The sequence below is a fragment of the Kitasatospora sp. NPDC096147 genome, assembly GCF_044763225.1.
Classification (GTDB): domain Bacteria; phylum Actinomycetota; class Actinomycetes; order Streptomycetales; family Streptomycetaceae; genus Kitasatospora.
The window spans coordinates 111,507-136,591 of the sequence record NZ_JBIWFX010000016.1 but is presented as its reverse complement, the minus strand read 5'-3'; the positions used below and the strand labels follow the sequence as shown (position 1 = coordinate 136,591).

The window sequence follows — 25,085 nt, the reverse complement described above, 5'->3', positions numbered from 1 at the left end:
GCTTCGTAACGCGCGGCCTCCGGGGCGAACGGCACCGGGGGACGCGCGTTAACCTTGCTCCTATGCCTGAACGCCGTACTGTCGCCCTTGTCACGCTCGGATGCGCCCGCAACGAGGTGGACTCCGAGGAACTCGCCGGGCGACTGGAGGCCGACGGCTGGCAGTTGGTCGACGACGCCGCCGACGCCGATGTCGCCGTGGTCAACACCTGTGGCTTCGTGGAGGCCGCCAAGAAGGACTCCGTCGACGCCCTGCTGGAGGCCAACGACCTCAAGGGTCACGGCCGGACCCAGGCCGTGGTCGCGGTCGGCTGCATGGCCGAGCGCTACGGCAAGGAGCTGGCCGAGGCCCTCCCCGAGGCCGACGGCGTGCTCGGCTTCGACGACTACACCGACATCTCCGGCCGCCTGCAGACCATCCTGGCCGGCGGCCACGTGGAGGCGCACACCCCGCGCGACCGCCGCAAGCTGCTCCCGCTCACCCCGGTCGAGCGCCAGGCCGCCGCCGCCGAGGTGGCGCTGCCCGGCCACGGCAGCCCCGAGGACCTGCCCGAGGGCGTGGCGCCCGCCTCCGGCCCGCGCACCCTGCGCAAGCGGCTGGACTCCAACCCGGTCGCCTCGGTGAAGCTGGCCTCCGGCTGCGACCGGCGCTGCTCGTTCTGCGCCATCCCGGCCTTCCGCGGCTCCTTCATTTCCCGCCGCCCCTCGGACGTGCTGAACGAGGCGGTCTGGCTGGCCGGCCAGGGCGTCACCGAGGCGGTCCTGGTCAGCGAGAACAACACCTCCTACGGCAAGGACCTCGGCGACATCCGCCTACTGGAGACCCTGCTCAGCGAGATCGCGGCCGTCGAGGGCCTGCGCCGGGTCCGGGTCTCCTACCTGCAGCCCGCCGAGATGCGCCCCGGCCTGATCGACGTGATGACCTCCACCCCGGGCGTGGTGCCGTACTTCGACCTGTCCTTCCAGCACTCCGCCCCGGCCGTGCTGCGGAAGATGCGCCGCTTCGGGAACACCGAGCAGTTCCTCCAGCTGCTCTCCACCATCCGCTCCAAGGCCCCGGAGGCCGGCGCCCGGTCCAACTTCATCGTCGGCTTCCCCGGCGAGACCGAGGAGGACTTCGCCGAGCTGGAGCGCTTCGTCACCGAGGCCGGCCTGGACGCGATCGGCGTCTTCGGCTACTCGGACGAGGACGGCACCGAGGCGGCCTCCTTCGACGGCAAGCTGCCCGAGGACCTGGTCGCCGAGCGGGTGGCCCGGCTCACCAAGCTGGCCGAGGAGATGACCGCCCAGCGGGCCGAGCAGCGGATCGGCACCGAGGTCGAGGTGCTGGTCGAGTCGGTCGAGGACGGCGTGGTCGAGGGCCGCGCGGCCCACCAGGCGCCGGAGACGGACGGCCTGACCACCCTGCTCGGCGCCGAGGACGCGAAGGTGGGCGAGTACCACCGCGCCACCGTGGTCGGCACCGAGGGCGTGGACCTGGTCGCCGAGGTGCTCGCCGGAGCCGGCGCATGAGCAGAGGGGCGGGCGCCGCCCCGGCCAAGCCGGCCGGCACCGCCCCGCCCGTGCCCTCGCTGTGGAACATCGCCAACGTGCTGACCATGCTCCGGCTGGCGATCGTCCCGGTCTTCGTGCTGCTGCTGTTCGCCGACGGCGGCCACGACCCGAAGTGGCGCGCGGTGGCCTGGGCGGCCTTCGCGGTCGCGATGATCACCGACGTGTTCGACGGCGAGCTGGCCCGCCGCAAGGGCCTGGTCACCGACTTCGGCAAGATCGCCGACCCGATCGCCGACAAGGCCATCATGGGCTCCGCCCTGATCGGCCTCTCGGTCCTCGGCGACCTGCCCTGGTGGGTCACCGGCCTGATCCTGGCCCGCGAGCTCGGCATCACCCTGATGCGCTTCTGGGTGATCCGCTACGGCGTCATCCCGGCCAGCCGGGGCGGCAAGCTGAAGACCCTGACCCAGGGCATCGCGGTCGGCATGTACGTCCTGGAGCTGACCGGCTGGCTGGCCACCGGCCGGGCCGTGCTGATGACCCTCGCGGTGCTGCTCACCCTCGGCACCGGCCTCGACTACGTCCGGCAGGCCGTCGTGCTGCGCCGGCGGGGGAGCGCGACGTCATGACGGACCGCCGGCCGGCCGCCGAACTGCACCGGGCCCTGCGCGAGCGGGGTGCCACCCTGGCGGTGGCCGAGTCGCTGACCGGCGGCCTGCTGTCGGCCGCCCTGGTGGACGTGCCCGGGGCCTCGGCCACCTTCCGCGGCGGGGTCACCGCGTACGCGACCGAGCTGAAGGCCTCGGTGCTCGGCGTGGACGAGGGGCTGCTCGCGGTGCACGGCCCGGTCCACCCGGTGGTGGCCCGTCAGATGGCCGACGGGGTGCGGCGGCTGCTCGGGGCGACGTACGGACTGGCCACCACGGGGGTGGCCGGTCCCCAGGAGCAGGACGGCAAGCCGGTCGGAACGGTGCACATCGGGCTTTCCGGACCCGACGGAGCACGTACGGTTTCGCTGGAGTTGTCAGGAGCACGTGAAACTATTCGACGGGACACCGTCGCCGCCGCCCTCGACCTCCTGCTGACCCGCCTAGCGGGTTGAGCGCTCCGCGGGACCAGCTTCCGGGAAAAGCACCTGAACAGGCTCCGTTGACAGCAGGATCGTGTTACATCAGATACCCCGGGTGGGCAGTAATCAGGTAGTCGGGCGGGGAACAACAGGGGAGGGGGCAGCCTTGCAGCCCAGAGTGAACACGACCACGGTCCCCGCACGCGATGCGGACGAGGCGGTACGGTGGGGTCGTGACATCTCGATCCGCAGTCCGAGGAGGGAGGCACCGATGATCCTGCTCCGTCGCCTACTGGGCGATGTACTGCGTCGGCAGCGCCAGCGCCAGGGCCGCACACTCCGCGAGGTGTCGGCAGCCGCCAGGGTTTCGCTCGGTTACCTCTCCGAGGTCGAGCGGGGACAGAAGGAGGCCTCCTCCGAGCTGCTCTCCGCCATCTGCGACGCACTCGACGTCCGGATGTCCGAGGTGATGCGGGAGGTCAGCGACGAGCTGTCGCTCGCCGAACTTGCGGCCATGGCCACCCTCTCCGAGGGTGAACTGCTGAGGCCGGTGCTCGAACCCGTGTCGCTGCCGTCACCCGGCGTCGACCGGATGAGCTCCATCTCGCCGAAGGCCGCCGCCGTGGACGTGGTGGCCGCCTGACACCGGCCTCCGACCGAGGAGGCCAGTGATGCGAAGCGTACGGTCCCTGCGGGCCACCGCCCTGAGGTGGTGGCCCGCGGTGCTGCTCGGAGCCGCCGCCGTCGGCGGCGGAGTGCTGCACGCCGGTTCAGGGGCACTCGCCGTGCTGGCGGGCGGCTGGGGGCTGGCCCTGATACCCGTGCACACCGACCGGTGGCTGCCCCGTCCGGTGCCCCGGACGGGTGAACCCGGGGTACCGGACGGCCCGGGACCTGACGGAGTGCCGCCCGATCCGCCGGTCCGGGCCGACACCGTCGACTCGGCCTGCGGTCCGACCGTCAACTCCGCAGCCGGTACCCCCGGGGAGCCGGGTGGAAGCCCGCCTCCTCCAGCAGGCGCCCCAGCGGGGCGCTGAGCGCCGGGGCGCCGTTGATCCGCTCCACCGTGGCGCTGCTGCCCAGCGCGCCGCCCTTCACCGCCTCGGCCAGTGCCGCGAAGGCGGCCGGCTGCTCGCCCCAGGCCAGCAGTGACTTGCCGCCGCGCTCCACGTACAGCGCGGGCTCGCCGTCCACCAGCACCACCAGCGCACCCGCCTTCCGGCCCGGCCGGTGCGCCTTCTCGCCCTCGCCGGCCGGGGGCTCCGGCCAGGGGAGCGCGGCCCCGAAGGCGTTCGCCGGATCGGCCGAGGCCAGCACCAGCACCTGCGGGGCCGCGGCCGCGGGCGCGGCCGTCCACTCGCCGCCGGCCGGCCGCTCCAGCCGGGAGCTGACCGAGCGCAGCCGGTCGGCCGCCCCGTCCATGGCGAACTGGGCGCCGCCCAGGCCCTCCACGAAGTAGCCCCGGCGGGCCCGGCCGCGCTCCTCGAAGGCGGCCAGCACCCGGTAGACCCCGGCGAAGCCGCCCGGCACCCGCTCGGCCGCCACCGCGCCCCGGGTGAGCACCCCGTGCCGGTCCAGCAGGGCCTGCGCCTGGGCGGTGGCCCGGACGGTCGGCTCGGTGGCCGGCTCCGGCAGCAGCGACCAGCGTCCGGCCGCGGTCGGCGGGCCCGAGCGGGCCCCCGGCCGGGCCAGGCCCCGGGAGCCGCCGCCGTAGCGACCGCGCGGGGTGGCCCGGGGCGCCCGGTGCGCGGTCGCCCCGGCGGTGCGGCCGGAGCCGAGCAGGGCCCGGAGCGGGGCCAGGGTGTCGTTGGTGACGTAGCCGGCCCAGGTGAGGTCCCAGAGCGCGGACAGCAGCTCGCCCTCGGTCGGCTCCTGGTCCGTCAGCTCCCGGGCCCGCTCGGTCAGCTGACGGAAGAACAGGCCGTAGCCGCCGGCCAGCGCCGCCAGCAGGGCCGAGTGCGCGGGCGTGAGGGCGGGCGGCACCGGATCGGGGCGGAGCAGGTCGGCGGCCTCCGGCAGGTGCAGCGAGATCCAGCCGTCCTGGCCCGGCAGCGCCCCGGCGCCGGACCAGCCGACCTCGCCGGCCGCCATCAGCTCGTCCAGCATCCCGGGGGAGTAGTCCAGCAGCCGGGCCGGCAGCACCAGCTTCTCCAGCGCCGAGGCGGGCAGCGCGGTCCCCTGGAGCTGCTCCACCACCCGGAGCAGGCCGTCCGGGCCGCGCAGCCGGTGGCCGGCCAGGTGCTGCCACTGAGGCAGGAAGGCGGCCAGCGCGCGCGGCGGGACGGCCTCCACCTCCTGGCGCAGCGCGGCCAGCGAGCGGCGGCGCAGCCGGCGCAGCACCTCGGCGTCGCACCACTCGACCGTGCCGGTGTGGCCCTCGCCGGGCCGGAACTCGCCCTGCACCAGGCGCCCGGCGGCGGTCAGCCGTTGGAGCGTGCCGGAGACCACCGCGGTGCCCAGGCCGAAGCGGGCGCCCGCCTCGGCGGCGGTGAACGGGCCGTGGGTGCGGGCGTACCGGGCCAGCAGATCGCCCAGCGGGTCCTTCACCGGCTCGGTGAACGCCTCGGGGACGCCGACCGGCAGCGGGGTTCCCAGGGCGTCCCGCAGCCGCCCGGCGTCCTCGATCGCGGCCCAGCGCCGCTCGCCGCCGATCCGGACCTCGATGGCCCGCCGGGCGCCCTGGAGCTCCGACGCCCAGCCCTCGGCGGCCCCACGGGCCGTCAGCTCGGCCTCGGAGAGCGGCCCGAGCAGGCGGAGCGCGTCGGCCACCCCCTCGGCGTCCTTGATCCGCCGCTCCGGGGTGAGCCGCTGGAGCTCGGCCTCCAGCTCGGCCAGCACCTGCGGGTCCAGCAGCTCGCGCAGCTCGGCCTGGCCGAGCAGCTCGGAGAGCAGCCGGGAGTCCAGGGCGAGGGCGGCGGCCCGGCGCTCGGCCAGCGGCGAGTCGCCCTCGTAGAGGTACTGGGCGACGTAGCCGAAGAGCAGCGAGCGGGCGAACGGGGACGGCTCCGGGGTGGTGACCTCCACCAGCCGGACGGCGCGCGACTCCAGATCACCCATCAGCTCGACCAGGCCCGGCACGTCGAAGACGTCCTGCAGGCACTCCCGGACGGCCTCCAGCACGATCGGGAAGGAGCCGTACTCGGCGGCCACCTCCAGCAGCTGGGAGGCGCGCTGGCGCTGCTGCCAGAGCGGGGTGCGTCGGCCCGGATTGCGCCGGGGCAGCAGGAGCGCCCGCCCGGCGCACTCGCGGAAGCGGGCGGCGAACAGCGCGGAGCCGCCGACCTGGTCGGTGACCAGCTGCTCGATCTCGCCCTTGTCGAACAGCGCGGCGTCCGCCCCGACCGGGGCGTCGTCGGTGACGGGCTTGTCGGAGGGGAAGTCCAGCAGGTCCGCGTCCGGCAGGCGGAGCACGATGCCGTCGTCGGCGTGCATCACCTGCGGGTCCAGGCCGTGCTTCTCGCGCAACCGGGCGCCGATGGCCAGCGCCCACGGGGCGTGCACCTGGGCGCCGAAGGGGGAGTGGATGACGATCCGCCAGTCGCCCAGCTCGTCCCGGAAGCGCTCGACCACGATGGTGCGGTCGTCGGGGAGGTGGCCGGTGGCGGTGCGCTGCTCGGCCAGGTAGCCGAGCACGTTCTGCCCGGCCCAGTCGTCCAGGCCGGCCGCCCGGAGGCGCTCGGTGGCCTGATCGGGCGTCAGGGCGCCCAGCTCGCGGACGAAGGCGCCGAGCGCCCGGCCGAGCTCCAGCGGGCGGCCCAGGCTGTCGCCCTTCCAGAACGGCAGCCGGCCGGGCACCCCGGGCGCGGGGGTGACCAGCACCCGGTCGTGGGTGATCTCCTGGATCCGCCAGGAGGTGGTGCCCAGGGTGAAGACGTCGCCCACCCGGGACTCGTAGACCATCTCCTCGTCCAGCTCGCCGACCCGGCCGCCGCCCTTCTTCGGGTCCGTGCCCGCGATGAAGACGCCGAACAGGCCCCGGTCCGGGATGGTGCCGCCCGAGGTGACGGCCAGCCGCTGGGCGCCGGGGCGGCCGGTGACGGTGCCGGCCACCCGGTCCCAGACCAGACGGGGCCTCAGCTCGGCGAAGGCGTCCGAGGGGTAACGGCCCGCCAGCATGTCCAGCACCCCGTCGAAGGCGGACTGCGGGAGGGTGGCGAACGGTGCGGCCCGGCGGACCAGGGCGAGCAGCTCGTCCACGTCCCAGGTGTCCAGGGCGGTGATCGCCACCAGCTGCTGGGCCAGCACGTCCAGCGGATTGCGCGGCACCCGGAGGGACTCGATGCCGCCGGAGCGCATCCGCTCGGTGACCACCGCCGACTGCACCAGATCGCCCCGGTACTTCGGGAAGACCACACCGGTGGAGACCGCCCCGACCTGGTGCCCGGCCCGGCCGACCCGCTGGAGGCCGGAGGCCACCGAGGGCGGCGACTCCACCTGGATCACCAGGTCCACCGCCCCCATGTCGATGCCCAGCTCCAGGCTGGAGGTGGCCACCACGGCGGGCAGCCGGCCGGCCTTCAACTCCTCCTCCACCAGGGCGCGCTGCTCCTTGGAGACCGAGCCGTGGTGCGCCCGCGCGATCACAGCCGGGGCGCCCGCCGCCGCCCCTGAGCCGCCCATCAGGGCGGCCGGGGCGTGCGTCTCGGGCAGCGGCTCGCCGGTGGCGCGCTCGTGGGCGATCTCGTTCAGCCGGTTGCACAGGCGCTCGGCGAGGCGGCGAGAGTTGGCGAACACGATGGTGGAGCGGTGGGCCTGGACCAGGTCGACGATCCGCTCCTCGACGTGCGGCCAGACCGAGGCCGCCCGGGCCGGGTCGTCGGGCCCGCCGCCGCCGGGCAGCTCGTCCAGATCGGCCACCGGCACCACCACGGAGAGGTCGAACTCCTTGGCGGTGGGCGGCTGGACCACCTGCGCCCCGCGCTGCGGCGACAGGTAGCGGGCCACCTCGTCCACCGGGCGGACGGTGGCCGACAGGCCGATCCGGCGGGCCGGCCGGTCCAGCAGCTCGTCCAGGCGCTCCAGGCTCAGTGCCAGGTGGGCGCCGCGCTTCGTCCCGGCCACCGCGTGCACCTCGTCCAGGATCACCGTGTCGACGCCGCGCAGCGCCTCCCGGGAGGCCGAGGTGAGCAGCAGGAAGAGCGACTCGGGGGTGGTGATCAGGATGTCCGGCGGGTGGGTGGCGATCCTCCGCCGCTCGGCCGCCGGGGTGTCCCCCGAGCGGATGCCGACCTGCACCTCGGGCTCGGGGAGGCCGAGCCGGACGGCCGCCTGGCGCAGCCCGGCCAGCGGCGAGCGGAGGTTCCGCTCGACGTCCACCGCGAGGGCCTTGATCGGCGAGATGTAGAGCACCCGGCAGCGGCGCTTCGGATCGGCCGGCGGCGGGGTGTGGCTGAGCCGGTCCAGCGCGGACAGGAAGGCGGCCAGCGTCTTCCCCGACCCGGTCGGTGCCACCACCAGCACGTCCGACCCGCTGCCGATCGCCGCCCACGCCTGGGCCTGCGCGGGCGTGGGGGCGCTGAACGCCCCGGAGAACCACGCCCTGGTCGCCGGGGCGAACCCCTCCAACGGATCGCTCAGCTCAGTCCGCGCCATGCCCCCATGGTGCACGGCCCCGCTGACAAGGGTCAGGACCCGGTGGTGTCCAGGGTGAGGCCGAACGGGGCCGGAAGGCGGACCGGGGTGCCGAACGGGTGCGGGCCGTCCACCTTCTCGTGGTCCCACATCGGTGACACCAGGACGATCCGCCCCTCGATGACCTGGGCCCACCGGTGGTCGATGAGCTGCACGGCGTACTTCAGCGCGGCCTCGTGGTCCACGTCCCCGTAGGCGATGGGCTGTGCGCTCACGTGCTGACCGCCCTCCGTCCGGGCCGAGCCTGCGGCTGCAGGGCGACGGCCGCCGGTGGCTCACCACGGTACCGGCCGTCGGCCCGGTGCAGGCGGGCGTCACCCGAACGGGGCTGCGGGCCCTTGCCACCCGGGTGCCCCGCGCGACCGGGCGTGATCTGAAATGCGGTCATATCGTGATGAACCGGACCCGACGAGCGGAGGTCGTGCGATGGAACGGCTGGGTCTCGCCGTACGGAAGCGGAAGGTGCGGGTCCGGGTGCTGCTGGCGGCGCTGGTGGTGGCGCTGCTGATCGGCGGGGCGGTGCCGTTCGTGGCCGGGCCGGGGCGGTCGTACCTGAGCTACCTGGTGCTGGCGGAGCGTCAGGACGCGGCGGGCGCACGGGGGGCGGCCGACCGGGCGCGGGAGGCGGGCGGGCGGGTGGTGCAGGAGTACCCGCAGATCGGGGTGGTGCTGGCGTACGCCACCGGCGGGTTCGCGCAGCGGCTGCGCGGGGCACCGGGCATAGCCGCGGTGGGGGCGACCAGGACGACGCCGGTGCCCGGGCCGCCCGGGGCGCTGGACGGGGAGGGCGGCTTCGGCCCGGCGGTGCGCGGCGACGCGGTGCGGGCGGCGGACGCGACGGACGGGGGGGAGTCGGCGGACTCGGACGAGGCGCTCACCCCGGACCCGGGCGAGTCGGTGGACTGGAACCTGGCGATGATCGGTGCGGCCGGCCGCACCGCCGGGGCCGGCACCCGGCCGGCGGCGCTGGTCCGCACCCCGGGCGCGGCGAAGCCGAACGGCGAGGAGCTGCGCCGGGTGCTGGTCGCGGTGCTGGACTCCGGGGTGGACGACACCCATCCGGACCTGCGCTTGGCGGTGGACCCGGCGGCCTCGGCCTCCTGCGCGGACGGCCGCCCGGACGCCCGGTACGGGGCGTGGCGGCCGGACCGGGGGGTGGGGGAGAGCGGGCACGGCACCCATGTGGCCGGCATCGTCGGGGCGGCCCGGGACGGCCGGGGGGTGACCGGGGTGGCGCCGGGGGTGCGGATCGCCGCCGTTCGGCTGCTCGGCCCGCTCGGGCAGTACTACGCGGAGAACATCGTCTGCGGGATGCTCTGGTCGGCCGACCACGGCGCGCGGGCGGTCAACGACAGCTACTTCGCCGACCCGTGGAAGTACAACTGCCCGCAGGACCCGGACCAGGCCGCGCTGATCCTGGCGGTCGGCCGGGCGGTGGCCTACGCGCAGCGGCAGGGTGCGGTGGTGGTGGCCTCGGCGGGCAACGACGGGCTGGACCTGGGAGCCGTCAGGCACGACCGGCGCAGCCCGAACGACCGGCTCTCCGGACCCGGGCAGGACCGGTACCTGGGCCCGGACTGCGTCCGCCTCCCCGGTGAGCTGCCGGGCGTGCTCACCGTCGCCGCCGTCGACCGCAACGGACTGCCGTCCGGCTACAGCAACTACGGCCGGGGCCGGATCTCGATCGCCGCCCCCGGCGGGGAGCCGGACGGCGGAGCCGAGGGCGCGATCGTCTCGGCCTGGCCCGGCGGCCGGTACGCGGCACTGGCCGGCACCTCGATGGCGGCGGCCCATGTCAGCGGTGCGGTCGCGGTCGCGGCGGCGGCCCACCCGGACTGGCGGCCGGAGCGGCTGGCGGCGCTGCTGGCCGACTCGGCGGCCGGGAACTGCCCGTACGCCCCGGGCGCGTGCGCGGAGCGGCAGTTCTTCGGTGCGGGCGTGCTGGCCCTGCCGGCCGGCTGACATGGGCGCACCTCGCCGTACCCGCCGCGCAGTGCTCACCGCCCGGTCGGCGCCGCCGCCGGTCCGGGATACTGGGGCCATGAGGCTGACCGAGTTCTGGCGACGGATGTACGAGCACTTCGGCGAGGCGTACGCGGAGTCCTTCGCCTCGGACCACCTGATGAGCGAGCTCGGCGGCCGGACGGTCCGTCAGGCGCTGGAGGCGGGCTGGGAGGCCAAGGAGGTCTGGCGGGTGGTGTGCGAGACCCAGGGGGTGTCGGCGTTGCTCCGCTGAGTCTTGGGGAAGACTGGGCGGGTGGCTGACAATCAGGAAAACCAACACCCACCCCGGGAGACGCTGACCGAAGCACCGGCCCCCGCCGCCGGTGAGGCGCCCCCGCCCGGAGCCGACGGGGGCGCCTCGCCGGCGGCCCCCGCCGACGGCGGTGGCGGAGCGCGGAGCGTGGCGAGCAGCATCTGGGGGCAGGGGATGCCCCGCTGGCTGCCCCGGGCGATGGTGATGGCGCTGGTGCTGGTGGGGGTGTTCCAGCTCGCCGACTGGGCGTTCCGCCAGCTCATCGACCTGTTGGTGATGCTGCTGGTGGCCTTCTTCCTGTCGCTGGCGATCGAGCCTGCGGTGGACCGGATGGCCGCCCGGGGGGTGCGCCGGGGACTGGGCACCTTCCTGGTCTTCATCGGCCTGGCGGTCGCCATCGCGGGCTTCCTGACCGCGCTCGGCACCCTGCTGGTGGACCAGGTGGCCAAGATCGCCGGGGACCTCCCGCACCTGGTGCAGAACCTGATCGACTGGGTGAACCGCACCTTCAACCAGAACCTCTCGCTGGACCAGCTCCAGGAGAAGTTGCTGAAGGACTCCGGGAACATCGAGAAGTACGCCCAACAGGCGGCGGACAACGTCTGGGGCGTCTCCAGCACGCTGATCGGCGGGCTGTTCCAGATGTTCACCGTCGGCCTGTTCACCTTCTACTTCACCGCCGACGGCCCCCGGGTGCGCCGCACGGTCTGCTCGCTGCTGCCGCCGGCCAAGCAGGCCGAGGTGCTCCGGGCCTGGGAGATCGCGCTGGCCAAGACCGGCGGGTACCTCTACTCCCGGGCGCTGCTGGCGGTCGCCTCGACCGTCGCGCACTGGATCATGTTCTCGATCCTGGGCCTGCCGTACGCGGCGGCGCTGGCGGTCTGGGTCGGCGTCATGTCGCAGTTCGTGCCGACCATCGGCACCTACCTGGCGGGCGCGCTGCCGGTGCTGGTCGCGCTCACCGTGGACCCGATGGACGCACTCTGGGTGCTGGTCTTCGTGATCGTCTACCAGCAGATCGAGAACTACCTGCTGCACCCGAGGATCACCGCCAGGACGGTGGACGTGCACCCGGCGGTGGCCTTCGGCTCGGTGATCGCGGGTGCCGCGCTGCTCGGCGCGGTCGGCGCGCTGATCGCCATCCCGGTGGCGGCCACCCTGCAGGGCTTCGTCGGCACCTACGTGCGGCGCTACGAGGTGCAGACCGACCCCCGGATCGACCGGGGCGCGGACCGCAAGGGCCGCCGGGCCCGGCGGCGGGAGGCGGCGCGGCGGCTGCACCGGATGGTGCGCGGGGAGCGGCAGGACCACCCGGACGAGTGAGCCGGGAGCGGGAGTTGACGGGCGGTCACCTGACGGGTGGCCGCCCGTCGGCGTCTCAGGCGCAGGTGTCGAGCATCTCGGTGAGCCTGGCCGCCTCGGGCCCGGTGACGTTGAGGCGGTAGAGGTGCTTCACGTCGATCCAGGCCCGGGAGTAGGTGCACCAGTAGGTCCGGTCCGGCGGGGACCACTGGTCGGGGGACTTGTCGGCCTTGGAGCGGTTGGCGGCGGCCGAGACCGCGATCAGCTGGGAGTGCTCCAGGTCGTTGGCGAAGGCCCGGCGGGCGGCGGTGGTCCACTCGTCGGCGCCGGAGCGCCAGGCGTTGGCCAGTGGCACCACGTGGTCGATGTCCACCTGGGCGGCGGTGGTCAGCACCTTGCCGTCGTACGGGCTGAGCCAGACGCCGGTGCCCGCCCGGCAGAGCTCGTCCCGGGTCACCCCCTCACCGTCCCGGGCCAGCACCACCTCGCGGGTGTCGCACTCGCCGTCCTGCCGCACCCAGTGCGGGAACTTGGCCCGGGTGTAGCCGGTCATCGCGTGCGGCTCGGCGACGGTGAGCCCGGCGAGCTCGGCGCGGGCCTGGTCGGCGGGAGAGGGCTCGGGCAGCGCCCGGACGGTGGCGGCGGTGGGTGGGGTGGCGGCGGGTGGGGTGGCGGCGCCGGCCGGGGCGGCCGAGGGGGCCAGGAAGGCGGCCAGGGCGAGGAGGACGGCGGCGGTGCGGCGCCGTCCGACGGTGGTGATCATGCGTCCACAGGTAGCGGCCGGGGCGGCTGACCAGGTGGTTCCACCCGGTCGAGGGCGTGGCGGCGGGGCGGTTGACTTGATTCGAACAGATGTTCCCTATACTGGGTCGCGGCGAGTTTTCCACAGGCCGAGCCCGTTTGGGGCGGATTGTCGGTGGGACGCGCTAGCGTCGAGGACGATGAAGCGCACAGGACAGAACCCGAGGGTGGAAGCCATGGCAGGTACGGACCGCGAGAAGGCCCTTGAGACCGCACTCGCCCAGATCGAGCGGCAGTTCGGCAAGGGCTCGGTGATGCGGCTCGGCGAGCGGGCGAACGAGCCGATCGACGTGATCCCGACCGGCTCCACGGCGCTGGACGTGGCCCTCGGCGTCGGCGGCATCCCGCGCGGCCGGGTGGTCGAGATCTACGGCCCGGAGTCCTCCGGCAAGACCACCCTCACCCTGCACCTGGCGGCGAACTGCCAGCGTCAGGGCGGCACGGTGGCCTTCGTGGACGCCGAGCACGCGCTCGACCCGGAGTACGCCAAGAAGCTCGGTGTCGACACCGACGCGCTGCTGATCAGCCAGCCCGACACGGGTGAGCAGGCGCTGGAGATCACCGACATGCTGATCCGCTCCGGCGCGATCGACCTGGTGATCATCGACTCGGTGGCCGCCCTGGTGCCGCGCGCCGAGATCGAGGGCGAGATGGGCGACTCGCACGTCGGCCTCCAGGCCCGTCTGATGAGCCAGGCCCTGCGCAAGATCGCCGGTGCGCTGAACCAGTCGAACACCACCGCGATCTTCATCAACCAGCTGCGCGAGAAGATCGGCGTGATGTTCGGCTCGCCCGAGACCACCACCGGTGGCCGCGCGCTGAAGTTCTACGCCTCCGTGCGCCTCGACATCCGCCGGATCGAGACGCTCAAGGACGGCACCGAGGCGGTCGGCAACCGCACCCGCGTCAAGGTGGTGAAGAACAAGGTCGCCGCCCCGTTCAAGCAGGCCGAGTTCGACATCCTCTACGGCATCGGCATCAGCCGCGAGGGCGGCCTGATCGACATGGGCGTGGAGCACGGCTTCATCCGTAAGTCCGGCGCCTGGTACACCTACGAGGGCGACCAGCTCGGCCAGGGCAAGGAGAACGCCCGCAACTTCCTGCGCGACAACCCGCAGCTGGCCGACGAGATCGAGGCCAAGATCAAGGGCAAGCTCGGCATCGGCCCGAAGGTCGAGACCCCCGAGGGCGAGGCCGCCCCGGCCGCCGTCGGCGCCGAGGACGAGACCGGCCCGGCCGCCAAGAAGACGGCGGCCAAGAAGACGGCGGCGGCGAAGAGCTGAGCCTGCGTTGAGGCACGACAGCGGTACCGGGATGCCGGGCTCGGAGGACGAGCCCGGCATCCCGGCGTTCGACGGGATGATCCGGGCCTCGGAGCTGACGGGGGGTCGGCGGCGTCGGCGCTCGGCGCTGGCGGCCGAGGCGGCGGAAGCAGCGGGGGCGTCCGGGCCGGAGCAGGCTCGGGCCGGCGGCGGGCCGGACTGGATGGCCCCGCCGACGGCCGACGAGCCTTCCGGCGAGCCGGAGTTGACCAAGGAGGAGCGGAAGGCCGCCCGGAAGGCCCGCAAGGAGCAGCGCGCCGCCGAGGAGGCCGATCCGGCCGAGCGGGCCCGGGCGATCTGCCTGCGGCTGCTGACCGGTGCGGCCAAGACCCGCAAGCAGCTGGCCGAGGCGCTGGCCAAGCGGGAGATCCCCGCCGAGGTGGCCGAGCAGGTGCTGGACCGGCTGGAGGAGGTCGGGCTGATCGACGACGGAGCCTTCGCCGAGGCCTGGGTCGAGTCCCGGCACCACGCCCGGGGGCTCGGGCGCCGGGTGCTGGCCCAGGAGCTGCGGCAGCGAGGAGTGGCCCCGGAGCTGGCCGAGCGGGCCCTCGCCCAGGTGGACGAGGACGACGAGCAGGCCGCCGCCCGGGAGTTCGTCGAGCGGCGGCTGCGCACCATGCGGGGCCTGGACGACCAGGCGAAGCTTCGCCGCCTGGTCGGTGCGCTGGCCCGCCGGGGCTATCCGGAGGGCTTGGCCTTCCGGATCGTCAAGGACGCACTGGAGGCCGAGCGCTGACCGGCCCCGGCCGGTCGGTCGGCTCCGCAGGGCGAAGGCCGCAGCCGCCGTCGGGCTCGGGCTCGGCCCCGGCTCGGCTCCGGGCTCTGGCTCTGGGCTCGAATCCGGGCTCGGCGAATCGGCCCGTGCCACGAGGTCGTCGAGACCGGCCGGGGGCGTGGCCGGGAGGTCGAGCGCCGGTACACCCGCGGTGCGTGTTCCAGGAAGGTGGCCGACCGGAGCTCCAGGTCCCCGGCGAGCTCGGATTCGGCCACCAGGTGGGCGAGCCGGCGGTCCGTCAGCCGGAGGCGGCTCCGGCGCAGTGAGGTGCTCCGCCCGCCCCTGATGTCGAAGGCGCTGTCCGCGCCGCCCGCCGCCCGCCGCCCGCCGCCCGGCGGCGGGGGGCTACCGGGCGGCGTCGCGGTGCCGACGTGCGCGCTCCAAGGCGGCGGCGTCCGGCAGCCAGGGGCCGTGTGCGTCGAGGGCGGCGCAGCCGCCCCGGACGAAGGCGCTCACCACGGCACGGTACCCGCCCATCCCGTCGACCAGGGCGTACTCGACCCGGTACTCCGGCTCCGAGCCGTCCGTGCCCGCGCGCAGGGTGGTGATCCGGGCGACCGAGTCGGCGTAGAAGTGGAGCTGGATGCCCTCGCCCGCCCCCTCGTCCTCGATGGTGAAGACCTCGTTGTCCGCAGCGGAGCGGTCGGCGACGAACTCCCAGAACTCGGCGGTCGCCGTGCGCGGGCCGCCCCGCTGCCACGTCCGCTCGGCACCCTTGTCGTCGGTGAACGACAGGGCGGTCTTCCCCTCGCCGGCGTCGGGGCCGCCCGCCTCGTCCTCGTCCACGGGTGCGTTCCTGGCGCGGTTCGCCGCCTCCGAGCACACCAGGAAGGTCACGGTGCGCACCGCGTCGTCGACGAGCTCCGGGTGTACCCGGCGCACGGCCGCCTCGACGGCCGCCTCCTTCCGGGCCCAGTCGTCCCGGTCGGTGGCGCGCTTCCCGCGTCGCGGATCGCGGCCGATCCGCATCCCGGTGCCGGCCCGCTCCGCCGTGCCGACCACCCGGAGGACCTCGGGCAGCAGCGACGGGTCGACGGCCCCGGGCGTCCGCCTCGGGACGGTCGAGCCGTGCAGGTACTGCCCCGTGTACCGCAGCAGTGCGGCGTCGAGCGGGCCGAGCACCACGCCGCGCTCGGCCCGGCGGCGGTCCGCGTGGTACTCCTGGGCGCGCCTCGCGTCGGCGGTCTCGGTCGCCGCGCTCAGCGCCGCACACACCCGGCCGCGTTCGAGCAGGTCGGGGTCGGCCCCGTGGGCGATCAACTGCCCGCCGTCCCACCGGATCCGTCGGAAGAGCGCGTCGACCTCCTCGGGCGGGGCGAGCAGCACTGGGTCCAGCAGCGCGACGGCGGCATCCTCGTCCAACGGGCCCCGGGTGCCGGCGGCGTCGCAGAGCGGAAGGAGCGCGGTCCAGAGCAGCAGGTGCCTGGCCAGGTCGGACCGGATCACCGTGAGGTGGGCCTCGCCGATCGGGAACGTGAAGGTGCGGGGCTCGTGGTTGGCGTCGGCACCGGCGGCGAGCATCAGCCTCAGCTCGCCGTCCTGGCGGACCACGCTCGGGATCCAGCCGCTCCGGCGGGTGAAGACGGTCTCTCTCATGCCCCCAGTCTTGCCGACGGCACCGACGGCACCGGAAGGGCTTGGCGGCCGGGACGGAGTGACGGTTGACCGCAGCTCAGGTCGGTGGCCGTGCCGTACGCAGCCGACCTGACCGTGTTCGAAATCGGTTGCCGGTGACCTGCGGCAGGCGGTGATACTCCTGCATGAGCAGGATTGCGCAGGTCATCGTGTTCGCAACCTATGCGGACGAGGTCATGGAGCCGCTCTGCCGGTTCGACGATTCACGGAGCTGGAAGGGCAAGTTCGAACCACTGGGCTTGTTCGTCGGGGGGTGGGTCATCGAGTTCCACAGGCAGGGGACACGCTCGGGTCTGCTGAAGCACTTGGAATCGCTCGCATGGCCGTGCCCCGAGCAGGTGCAGGTGCTGATCCACGACGAGGAGGACGACTGCTTCGGCCTGTGGATGATGTACGACGGCGCGCTCGTCGAGGTGCAGATGCCACATGTCCAGCGGTTCCACGCCCCGGCGCCCTTGACGGACGAGTTCTCGCCCAGCCCGGGGTACCTGTGGCGGACGGACGGGCGGGCCGAGGTACCCGCAGACTTCTCGACCGAACGTCAAGATCCGAGGCCGGCCTGGTAGCGGGGCGGAGGGAGCCGGTCGAAGTCGGGTGGGATCGGCCGAGGACCGGTGAGACGGGGCACCCGTGGCCCGTCTCACCGGAGTTCGGTCGACGCGAGGCTGTCTCAGCGGAGTCCGGCCGCAGGCCGGCCCGCGTGGTGAAGAACGGGTCAGGTGCCCGACCCCGCTGCCGTTGTTCGGCCTTCGGGTGGGTGGCTATCGTGTCGTGATGGTGGCGAGTGGGACGGGCCGACGGTGGGCGGTCGTGCTGTGGGGGGTGCTGGCGGCGTTGTGCTTGGGCGCGGCTGCTGTCGCGCTCGTGCTCGGGCTGTCCCTGGTCGCGCCGAGCGGACCAGTGGAACAGGTGACGGTGTCGGCCTGTGAGACCAGGCACGCCGGTCGCAACGGCTACGTCCAGTGCGACGGCCTGCTCGCCGACGGCACCCGTGTCTCGCTGCGCCATGACGGCCACCCCGGCGAGCACGTCGCCGCGGCGAAGACGCCGTGGGGCTCCTACACGGTCCCCATGAGGGGCTTCATGGCCTGGACCACTGCGCTGGCGGCTCCGGCAGCGCTGCTCCTGGTGGCGGTCGCGTGCACGGGTGCGCTGCGACGAGCGGTCCGTCGAACGCGGGACCGAGCAGCGGTCAACCTTCGGTGAGACGCCTCGAACTTCGATGAGACTGGGTAGTGACAGAGTGTCAGCTTCCGGTCCTGACGGTTCGGAAGCGTATCTTGACCGTTTCGTGACCCCCGCTTAGCCTCACAGCAATGCGTGGTTGAGCGGGACGGGAGCGGGCCCTATGTGGATCGTGACGGGGTGCCTCGGCGTTCTGCTGTTGGCGCTGCTGCTGCTGGCGTTCCGGTGGATGCGCGGCACCGAGCGGCGGGCGGTGGGCGCGGTCGGGCTGGTCGAGGCCGAACTGGGCAGCCGCCGGGCCGAGTTGGCCGCCCGGGAGGCGGCGGTGGCCGAGCGTGAGGGCGAGCAGCGGCGGGAGCTGGAGCGGCTGGCCGGGCTGACCACCGAGGAGGCCCGGACCGAAGTGCTGCGGGCCGCCGAGGCGGCTGCCCGGCGGGAGGCGGCCGTGACCGTCCGGGAGATCGAGCGGAACGCCCGGCGGGACGGCGAGGAGCTCGCCCGGGACATCGTCGCGGGAGCGGTCCAGCGGGTGGCCGCCGAGCAGACGGCGGAGACGGTGCTCTCGGTCTTCCGGCTCCCCGCCGAGGAGTTGAAGGGCCGGATCATCGGCAAGGAAGGGCGCAACATCCGCGCCTTCGAGGCCGTCACCGGGGTCAACCTGCTGGTGGACGAGACCCCGGGCGTGGTCCAGCTCTCCAGCTTCGACCCGATCCGGCGGGAGGCCGCCCGGCTCACCCTGGAGACCCTGGTGGCGGACGGCCGGATCCAGCCCACCCGGATCGAGGCGGTGCACGCCCGCAGCCTGCGCGAGGTGGAGCGGCTCTGTGTCCGGGCCGGTGAGGACGCCCTGCTGGCGACCCAGGTCGGCGAGATGGAGCCGGAGTTGGTCCGCACCCTGGGCCAGCTGCGCTACCGCACCTCGTACGGGCAGAACGTGCTGGCCCACCTGGTGGAGTCGGCCCGGGTGGGCGCGGTGCTGGCGGCCGAGGTCGGGGCGGACGCCGCGCTGGTGCGGCGGGCCGCGCTGCTGCACGACATCGGCAAGGCCCTCTCCTCGGAGGCGGTCGGCAGCCACGCGCTGGCCGGGGCCGACTACGCGCGCCGCTGGGGCGAGCAGCCCGAGGTGGTGCACGCGATCGCCGCGCACCACGGCGAGGTCGACCCGCAGACGGTCGAGGCGGTGCTGGTCCAGGCCGCCGACGCCTGCTCCGGCGGCCGGCCGGGTGCCCGCAAGGAGTCGGCCGAGAACTACGTCCGCCGGCTGGCCCGGCTGGAGGAGATCGCGGTCGGACAGCCCGGGGTCACCAAGGCGTACGCGATGCAGGCGGGCCGGGAGGTCCGGGTGCTGGTCCAGCCGGATCAGGTGGACGACATCGCGGCCCAGGTGCTGGCCCGGGAGATCGCCAAGCGGATCACCGAGGAGGTCAGCCTCCCCGGCCAGGTCCGGGTCACGGTGATCCGCGAGACCCGGGCCGTCGAGGTGGCGCGCTAGCCGCTGCCGCGCGGGCGCCGCTAGGCGGGCTGGTGAGGGCCCGTCAGGTGGTGGTACCGGTGCGCTGCGCAGCCGGCGGTGCGAGGTGCTTCACGGGGTGGAGTGCCGTGGTGGCCACGGTTGCCAGGGCGGTGGCGGGAGGCCTGGAGGGGCTGCTGCCCGTCGGGCGGGTGCGCGGGGCGGCTCCGTACCGGGTGTCCGCACCGGCCCGGCCACGGCTGTACGGAGGGGCCGGGCGGCGGGTGGGTGAGGGCCCGTCAGGTGCCGGGAGGGTGCGGGTGTGCGTGCTGCGCGGCCGCCTGTCGAGGTGTTCCACCGGGGCCGGGGCCGGGGCCGGGGCCGAAGCCGGGGCAGCGCGTTGGCCATCGCCGCTCGGTGCTGCCGGGCAGCGGGCAGCGGGCAGCGGACGGCGGGCGACCGAGGGCCGATCGGCCGGAGGCGCAGCAGCTCGGTGCCGGGCGGGGCGGGCAGCCCACCGGACCGGGCCGTGGCCGCCCGGCCGGTGGCGGGATGTCAGGCGCCGACCAGGCCCGCCTCGTAGGCCAGGATCACCAGCCGGACCCGGTCGCGGGCGTCCAGCTTGGCCAGCAGCCGGCTGAGGTAGGTCTTGGTGGTGGCCGGGCTGATCACCAGCTGCTCGGAGATCTCCGCGTTGGACAGGCCCCGGCCGACCAGGGTGAGCACCTCCCGCTCGCGCTCGGTGATGCCGGTCAGCTCCCGCCGGGGCGGGCCGCCGGGACCGCCGGGACCACCCGGGCGCGCGGCGAACTCGGTGATCAGCCGGCGGGTGACGCTCGGGGCGAGCAGCGCCTCGCCGCCCGCGACCACCCGGATCGCGGCCAGGATCTCGTCCAGGGCCATGTCCTTGACCAGGAAGCCGGAGGCACCGGCCCGCAGGGCGCCGTGCACGTTCTCGTCCTCGTCGAAGGTGGTCAGCACGATCACCTGCGGGCCGTCCGGGCCGGCGGTGATCCGCCGGGTGGCCTCGATGCCGTCCAGCACCGGCATCCGCAGGTCCATCACCACCACGTCGGGGCGCAGCTCCTCGACCAGCGCGACGGCCTCGGCGCCGTTGCCGGCCTCTCCCGCCACCTCCAGGTCGGGGGAGTCGGTGAGCACCATCCGCAGTGCGGTGCGGATCAGCGGTTGGTCATCGGCGAGCAGGACGCGGACGGTCATCGGGCTCGGGCTCCTGTCGGGGTGGTGCCGGCGGGCGGTGCGGGGTCCAGCGGGGAGGCGGAGAGCGGCAGCCGGGCGGTGACCCGCCAGCCGCCGCCGGGCAGCGGGCCCGCGTGCAGCTCGCCGTGCAGCAGGGCGACCCGCTCGCGCATGCCGGCCAGCCCGAAGCCCGGCGGGCCGCTGCCGCGCCCCGGCCCGGTGCCGTGGTCGGTGACCTCCAGTACCAGCGCGTCCGGCAGTTGACCGACCGTCACCAGGCAGTGGTCGGTGCGGGCGTGCTTGAGGACGTTGGTCAGCGACTCCTGGACGATCCGGTACGCCGAGACGTCCACCTCCGGCGGGAGCGGACCGGAGCCGCCGGTGTGCCGCAGCTCCACCCGGAGGCCGGCGGCGGTGGTGGACTCGGCCAGCGCGGGCAGGTCGGCCACCCCCAGGTCCGGGGTGAGCGGGTCGTCGGTGCGCAGGGCGACCAGCATCCGGCGCAGCCCGGCCAGGGTCTCCCGGCCGGTGGTCTCGATGCTGGCCAGGGCCTCCCGGGCGGCCTCCGGCTGACGGTCGATCACCCGCTTGGCGGCGCCCGCCTGGAGGGCGATCACGCCCATGCTGTGGGCCACCATGTCGTGCAGCTCGCGGGCGATCCGGAGTCGTTCGTCGGTGACGGCCTGCTCGGTGGCCCGTGCCCTGGTCTCCTCGTGGTGCTCCCGGGCCTGCCGGGTGGAGGAGCCGAGCAGCCAGGAGATCACGGCGAGCAGCGCCACGGTGAGCTCGACCGAGACCCCGGCCGGCCAGCCCTGGAGCATCCGGAAGGCGAGGTACCCGGCGAGCAGTCCGAGCGCCGCGCCCAGCATCCGCAGTGACCGGCGCCGGGGCAGCGTCACGGCGAGGAGGTACACCGCGACGTCCACCGCCAGGTACTGCTGGAGCGGGATCTCGCCCACGCTGAGCGGCAGGGTGCCGAGCACCGCTCCGGCCAGCACCCAGGCCAGGCCGGACGCCGGACGCACCATCAGTCTCCGGGCGCCCCACAGGGTGCAGAGGCCGGCCAGGGCGAGCATGACGAGGCCGTCCCACCGGAGGTAGACCACTCCGGGCAGCACGGCCGCGTAGTACTCGCCCGGCAGTCGCATCCGGAAGAGCCCGGTGAGCACGGTGCCCGCGCACCAGGCGAGCACCGTCCAGGTGGCCGGGCTGAACCGCCCGAGCAGGGGTATCCGCATGGCACCGATGCTAGTGATCATGGACGGCCGCGTCATCGGCCCGTGGTCGTACACCCGGGGAGGACACCGCCGCCCGGAGGTGACACCGCCGGGCCGACGCCCGGCCCCGGCCCGGCCCGGCAGGCTCGGATCCATGATCGAGGTCAACGAACTGACGAAGCGTTACGGCTCGACCACCGCCGTCCACCGGCTCTCCTTCACCGTCCGGCCCGGCCGGGTGACGGGCTTCCTCGGGCCGAACGGCTCGGGCAAGAGCACCACCCTGCGGATGGTGCTCGGCCTGCACACCCCGACCGCCGGATCGGTGCTGATCGACGGACGGCCGTTCCGGGACCGGTCGCGCGGCCTGCGGCAGGTCGGCGCGCTGCTGGACGCGAGCGAGGTGCACGGTGGCCGCAGCGGCCGGGCCCACCTGACGGCACTGGCCCGGAGCAACCGGATCCCGCGCTCCCGGGTGGCCGAGGTGCTGGCCGAGGTCGGCCTCACCGAGGCGGCCGGGCGCCGGATCGGCGGCTACTCGCTGGGCATGCGCCAGCGGCTCGGCATCGCCGGGGCGCTGCTGGGCGATCCGCCGGTGCTGCTCTTCGACGAGCCGCTGAACGGACTGGACCCGGAGGGCGTGCGCTGGGTGCGCGGGCTGTTCCGCCGGCTTGCCGCCGAGGGCCGGACGGTGTTCGTCTCCAGCCACCTGATGACGGAGATGGAGCACACCGCCGACGACCTGGTGGTGATCGGCCGGGGCGAGCTGATCGCGGCCGAGAGCCTGGCCGACTTCGCCGCCCGGGGCGGCAGCACCGTGACCGTCCGGACCCCGGGCCACGTCGAGCTGGCCGCGCTGCTGGCCGAGCGCGGGGCCCGGGTGCGGACCGACGGCGAGGTGCTCACCGTCGGCGGCCTGGCCGCCGCCGAGATCGGTGACCTGGCGCTCCGTCACCGCCTGCCGCTGCACGAGCTCAGCCCCCGGACGGCCTCCCTGGAGCAGGCCTTCATGGAGCTCACCGCCGCCCACGCCACCCACCGCACCGCTGCCGACCGCACCACCGACCGCACCGCCACCGACCGCACCACCACCGACCGCACCGCCGACCTCGCCGGGAGCCCCCGATGACCACCGCGACCCTGCTCGCCGCCGAGCCGCGTGCCCGCCTGACCGACCTGCTCGCCGCTGAGTGGATCAAGCTCTGGTCACTGCGCTCCACCGCCGGCGCCCTGCTACTGACCGCGCTCGCCGTGCTCGGGCTGAACGTGGGGACCGCCTGGGACCAGGTCCGCTACTGGGACCAGATGGATCCGGCCGCCCAGGCCGAGTTCGCCGCCGAGGGCCACGCCCTGATGACCGCCTTCACCTCCAACGGGGCCTCGGTGCTGCTGCTGGCGCTGGGTGCCTGGGGCGCGGTCACCGTCACCGGTGAGTACGGCAGCGGTCTGATCCGCACCACCTTCGTCGCGGTGCCGGCCCGTGGCGCGGTGATGCTGGCCAAGTCCCTGGTGGTGGGTGCGGTGGCCACGGTGTTCGGCGCCCTGCTGGCGGCGGCCTCGTTCTGGCTGACCCAGGCCCAGTACGCCACCCAGCAGGCCGGGGTGACGATCGGTCACCCCGGTGCGCTGCGGCTGGTGCTGGCCTCGGCGCTGCTCGCCCCGGTCGCCGCGCTGACCGGCGCGGCCGTCGGCGCGCTGCTGCGGCACGGTGCCTTCTCGGTGGTCGGTGCCACCGTGCTGCTGGTGATCGTGCCCGCCTTCCTGAGCCCCCGCCGCCACCTCACCGCCGTGCTCGGCAACGCCACCCCCTTCCGCGCCTGGAGCACGCTGGCCGAGCGCCCGGAGATCGCCGCCCTCCAGCCCTACCCGGCCACCCACGGCGGTGCCTGGCTGGTGCTCGCCTGCTGGGCGGCGGCGGCCGTCCTGGCCACCACCCTGGCGGTGCGCCGCCGCGACCAGTGAGCGGCCCCGGTGCGGAGGCGTCAGGAACCGCCCAGGTCCGGGCTGGTGATCGGGGCCGGGGCCGGGCCGCCCCGGGCGTGCTGGGCGAGGGCGTGCAGGGTGTCCGGTTCGGCGCCGTGGGTGGTGCCGACCACGTGGCCGTCGGGGCGGATCAGCAGGACGGTGTGCGGATCGGCGGCCGGGTACTGGTCGGTGACCAGCACCTCGGCGGGGATCGGCAGCGAGGCGGCCAGTGCGGTGAGGCGGGGCATCAGGCCGGCCGAGAGCCAGTGCCGGGAGGACCAGACGGTGGCGCCGGGGGCGACCAGCAGCAGCAGGAAGCCGGCCCCGAGGCGGGCGTGCAGGTGGTCGGGGGTGCCCTCGGTGGTGATCACCGGGACGTCGGGGGCGAGCACCCCGGGGGCGGTCGGCGGGAGCTGTTCGGTCAGCGCGGTGCCCTTGGGGCCGCGCTGCGGCGGCACCCGGCCGGGGACCCCGGAGGGTGCCTCGGGGTAGGCGGGGGCGCCGCCGAACCGGCCGGTGCCGAGCTGACCGTCCGTCAGCAGCGGGGCGTGCTTGCGGAACGAGCCGGTCAGCAGCGAGCGTCTGGTCTGGGCCCAGCCGCGCAGCGGGCGCAGCAGCGGCATCGACTGGTCGACCGCCCGCAGCCGGGCGCCGACCGCGCCGCGCCGCTCGCTCTCGTAGCCGTCCAGCAGCTGGGAGCCGGAGCCGGGGTCGGTGGGCAGGTGCCAGGCCAGCGCGAGCCGCCAGGAGAGGTTGTCCACGTCCCGCAGGCCGTCGGCGAGGTTCTGCATGCCGAGCGCGCCGTGCAGGTGGGCGGCGTCGCCGGCCAGGAAGCAGCGGCCGATCCGGAAGCGGGCGGCCAGCCGCTGCTGGGCGGTGTGGTCGGCGGCGGCCAGCAGCTCGAACTCCGGGAGCTCGCCGCACCAGCCGGTCAGGGTGGACCGGACCCGCGCCAGCAGGGTGTCCCCGGTGACGATGCCGGGCCAGGTGGCGTGCGGGTCGACCGGGGTCTCGGGGGCCGGGCGGCCGGGCGGCAGCCGCCAGTCCAGCCGCCAGAGGCCGTCGGGGAGCGGGCGGGCGGAGGCCTCGCGGTCGCCGCGCCACGGGGGCTCGCGGTGCAGTCGGGCCTCGCCGGGGAAGGGCAGGTCGACCCGGAGGGTGGCCACTGCGTGCCGGTCCACCGCCGGGCGGCCGGGGAAGCGGATCCTCAGCAGCTTGCGGACCGCCGAGCGGGCCCCGTCGCAGCCCACCAGGTGGCTGCCGCGCCACCAGGTGGAGCTGCCGTTCTGGGTGTGCTGGGTGCGGACGGAGACCCCGTCGCCGTCCTGCTCCAGCTCGACCAGCCGGGTGTGCGGGGTGAGCTGGATCAGCGGGGTGGCGGTGGCCGCGTCCCGCAGGCCGCGGTGCAGGCGGTGCTGGGGCAGGTGGCTGATCCCGCTGAGCGGGAGCCGGAGCACCTCGGAGCGCCGCCGGAAGACGGTGAAGGCGTCCCAGTGGGCGGCGTCGGAGCCGGCCCGCTGGTAGCCGAGCCGGGTCAGGAAGCCGGTGGTCTGCTCGGTGAGCACCACGCTGCGCGGGCCCTCGGAGCAGACCCCGGCACCCTCGTCGAGCACCACGGTCGGCACCTCGTGCCGGGCCAGGGCGAGCGCCAGGGCCAGGCCGACCGGCCCGGCCCCGACGATGATCACCGGATCCACGACGGGACCTCCCCGGCCCGCTCGGTCCGAGCTGGGCTGGCGGCGGCCGACGGAGCGTCAGGAGTCCCGGGTGGTGTCACGAAGAG

General features: G+C 74.8%; 21 protein-coding genes. 14 read left to right on the top strand and 7 right to left on the bottom strand.

Features of this window, described 5'->3' with window-relative positions; translation table 11 throughout:
* The first annotated feature begins 62 nt into the window (after positions 1 to 62).
* From rimO to ACIRBX_RS33355, 4 genes are all read left to right on the top strand, one after another.
* On the top strand, positions 63 to 1,511 hold the full coding sequence (rimO, locus tag ACIRBX_RS33370; protein ID WP_402303007.1) for a 30S ribosomal protein S12 methylthiotransferase RimO: 1,449 nt from the start codon (positions 63 to 65) through the stop codon (positions 1,509 to 1,511).
* Complete coding sequence (pgsA, locus tag ACIRBX_RS33365; protein ID WP_402303005.1) at positions 1,508 to 2,122, top strand: CDP-diacylglycerol--glycerol-3-phosphate 3-phosphatidyltransferase; 615 nt, start codon at positions 1,508 to 1,510, stop codon at positions 2,120 to 2,122. The genes rimO and pgsA overlap by 4 nt, the downstream gene beginning before the upstream one ends.
* A complete protein-coding gene (locus tag ACIRBX_RS33360; RefSeq protein WP_402303002.1) occupies positions 2,119 to 2,595 on the top strand; it encodes a CinA family protein in 477 nt (158 codons plus the stop codon). The genes pgsA and ACIRBX_RS33360 overlap by 4 nt, the downstream gene beginning before the upstream one ends.
* Positions 2,596 to 2,833: 238 nt before the next feature.
* Positions 2,834 to 3,205, top strand: a complete 372-nt coding sequence (locus ACIRBX_RS33355; protein ID WP_345288800.1) for a helix-turn-helix domain-containing protein — start codon at positions 2,834 to 2,836, stop codon at positions 3,203 to 3,205.
* A gap of 317 nt (positions 3,206 to 3,522) precedes the next feature.
* Here ACIRBX_RS33355 and ACIRBX_RS33350 read toward each other — a convergent pair whose 3' ends face one another.
* On the bottom strand, positions 3,523 to 8,154 hold the full coding sequence (locus ACIRBX_RS33350; protein ID WP_402302999.1) for an ATP-dependent helicase: 4,632 nt from the start codon (positions 8,152 to 8,154) through the stop codon (positions 3,523 to 3,525).
* Between the two features lie 32 nt (positions 8,155 to 8,186).
* Positions 8,187 to 8,408, bottom strand: coding sequence for a hypothetical protein (locus tag ACIRBX_RS33345; RefSeq protein WP_402302997.1), 222 nt, complete (start codon positions 8,406 to 8,408; stop codon positions 8,187 to 8,189).
* A 211-nt stretch (positions 8,409 to 8,619) separates the two neighbouring features.
* On the opposite strand from ACIRBX_RS33345, the gene ACIRBX_RS33340 reads away from it, so the two are divergent.
* From ACIRBX_RS33340 to ACIRBX_RS33330, 3 genes are all read left to right on the top strand, one after another.
* A complete protein-coding gene (locus ACIRBX_RS33340) occupies positions 8,620 to 10,155 on the top strand; it encodes a S8 family serine peptidase (RefSeq protein ID WP_402302995.1) in 1,536 nt (511 codons plus the stop codon).
* A 79-nt stretch (positions 10,156 to 10,234) separates the two neighbouring features.
* Positions 10,235 to 10,429, top strand: coding sequence for a DUF3046 domain-containing protein (locus tag ACIRBX_RS33335; RefSeq protein ID WP_402302993.1), 195 nt, complete (start codon positions 10,235 to 10,237; stop codon positions 10,427 to 10,429).
* 168 nt (positions 10,430 to 10,597) lie between these two features.
* Entirely contained in the window at positions 10,598 to 11,773 is a 1,176-nt protein-coding gene (locus ACIRBX_RS33330) for an AI-2E family transporter (RefSeq protein WP_402302991.1), read from the top strand.
* A 55-nt stretch (positions 11,774 to 11,828) separates the two neighbouring features.
* Here the strand turns inward: ACIRBX_RS33330 and ACIRBX_RS33325 are convergent, their stop codons facing one another.
* Complete coding sequence (locus ACIRBX_RS33325) at positions 11,829 to 12,515, bottom strand: HNH endonuclease family protein (RefSeq protein ID WP_402302988.1); 687 nt, start codon at positions 12,513 to 12,515, stop codon at positions 11,829 to 11,831.
* A 214-nt stretch (positions 12,516 to 12,729) separates the two neighbouring features.
* Between ACIRBX_RS33325 and recA the strand changes: the two genes are divergently transcribed.
* Together recA and ACIRBX_RS33315 are read left to right on the top strand one after the other, a co-directional pair.
* Positions 12,730 to 13,836, top strand: a complete 1,107-nt coding sequence (recA, locus tag ACIRBX_RS33320) for a recombinase RecA (protein WP_402302987.1) — start codon at positions 12,730 to 12,732, stop codon at positions 13,834 to 13,836.
* Positions 13,837 to 13,843: 7 nt separating this feature from the next.
* Positions 13,844 to 14,611, top strand: a complete 768-nt coding sequence (locus ACIRBX_RS33315; RefSeq protein WP_402302985.1) for a regulatory protein RecX — start codon at positions 13,844 to 13,846, stop codon at positions 14,609 to 14,611.
* 384 nt (positions 14,612 to 14,995) lie between these two features.
* On the opposite strand, the gene ACIRBX_RS33310 is transcribed toward ACIRBX_RS33315, so the two are convergent.
* On the bottom strand, positions 14,996 to 16,246 hold the full coding sequence (locus ACIRBX_RS33310; protein WP_402302984.1) for a DUF6357 family protein: 1,251 nt from the start codon (positions 16,244 to 16,246) through the stop codon (positions 14,996 to 14,998).
* Between the two features lie 164 nt (positions 16,247 to 16,410).
* Here ACIRBX_RS33310 and ACIRBX_RS33305 point away from each other — a divergent pair, with 164 nt between their 5' ends.
* The 3 genes from ACIRBX_RS33305 (at position 16,411) to rny (ending at position 18,962) form a co-directional block, all read left to right on the top strand.
* Complete coding sequence (locus ACIRBX_RS33305) at positions 16,411 to 16,851, top strand: hypothetical protein (RefSeq protein WP_402302982.1); 441 nt, start codon at positions 16,411 to 16,413, stop codon at positions 16,849 to 16,851.
* 244 nt (positions 16,852 to 17,095) lie between these two features.
* Positions 17,096 to 17,491 carry a hypothetical protein gene (locus ACIRBX_RS33300; protein ID WP_402302979.1) on the top strand — a complete coding sequence of 132 codons (396 nt, stop codon included), beginning with the start codon at positions 17,096 to 17,098 and terminating at the stop codon, positions 17,489 to 17,491.
* 142 nt (positions 17,492 to 17,633) lie between these two features.
* Positions 17,634 to 18,962, top strand: coding sequence for a ribonuclease Y (gene rny / locus ACIRBX_RS33295; protein WP_402302976.1), 1,329 nt, complete (start codon positions 17,634 to 17,636; stop codon positions 18,960 to 18,962).
* 513 nt (positions 18,963 to 19,475) lie between these two features.
* Here the strand turns inward: rny and ACIRBX_RS33290 are convergent.
* A complete protein-coding gene (locus ACIRBX_RS33290; RefSeq protein WP_402302974.1) occupies positions 19,476 to 20,141 on the bottom strand; it encodes a response regulator in 666 nt (221 codons plus the stop codon).
* Positions 20,138 to 21,358, bottom strand: a complete 1,221-nt coding sequence (locus ACIRBX_RS33285; protein WP_402302973.1) for a sensor histidine kinase — start codon at positions 21,356 to 21,358, stop codon at positions 20,138 to 20,140. The genes ACIRBX_RS33290 and ACIRBX_RS33285 overlap by 4 nt, the downstream gene beginning before the upstream one ends.
* Positions 21,359 to 21,491: 133 nt before the next feature.
* Between ACIRBX_RS33285 and ACIRBX_RS33280 the strand changes: the two genes are divergently transcribed.
* Both ACIRBX_RS33280 and ACIRBX_RS33275 read left to right on the top strand, forming a co-directional pair.
* Positions 21,492 to 22,466: an ABC transporter ATP-binding protein gene (locus ACIRBX_RS33280; RefSeq protein ID WP_402302971.1), complete on the top strand. Its 975-nt coding sequence runs from the start codon at positions 21,492 to 21,494 to the stop codon at positions 22,464 to 22,466.
* Entirely contained in the window at positions 22,463 to 23,299 is an 837-nt protein-coding gene (locus ACIRBX_RS33275) for an ABC transporter permease (RefSeq protein WP_402302968.1), read from the top strand. Before ACIRBX_RS33280 ends, ACIRBX_RS33275 begins: the two co-directional genes overlap by 4 nt.
* A gap of 20 nt (positions 23,300 to 23,319) precedes the next feature.
* Here the strand turns inward: ACIRBX_RS33275 and ACIRBX_RS33270 are convergent, their stop codons facing one another.
* Positions 23,320 to 24,999, bottom strand: coding sequence for an FAD-dependent monooxygenase (locus ACIRBX_RS33270; protein WP_402302966.1), 1,680 nt, complete (start codon positions 24,997 to 24,999; stop codon positions 23,320 to 23,322).
* Positions 25,000 to 25,085 lie beyond the last annotated feature (86 nt).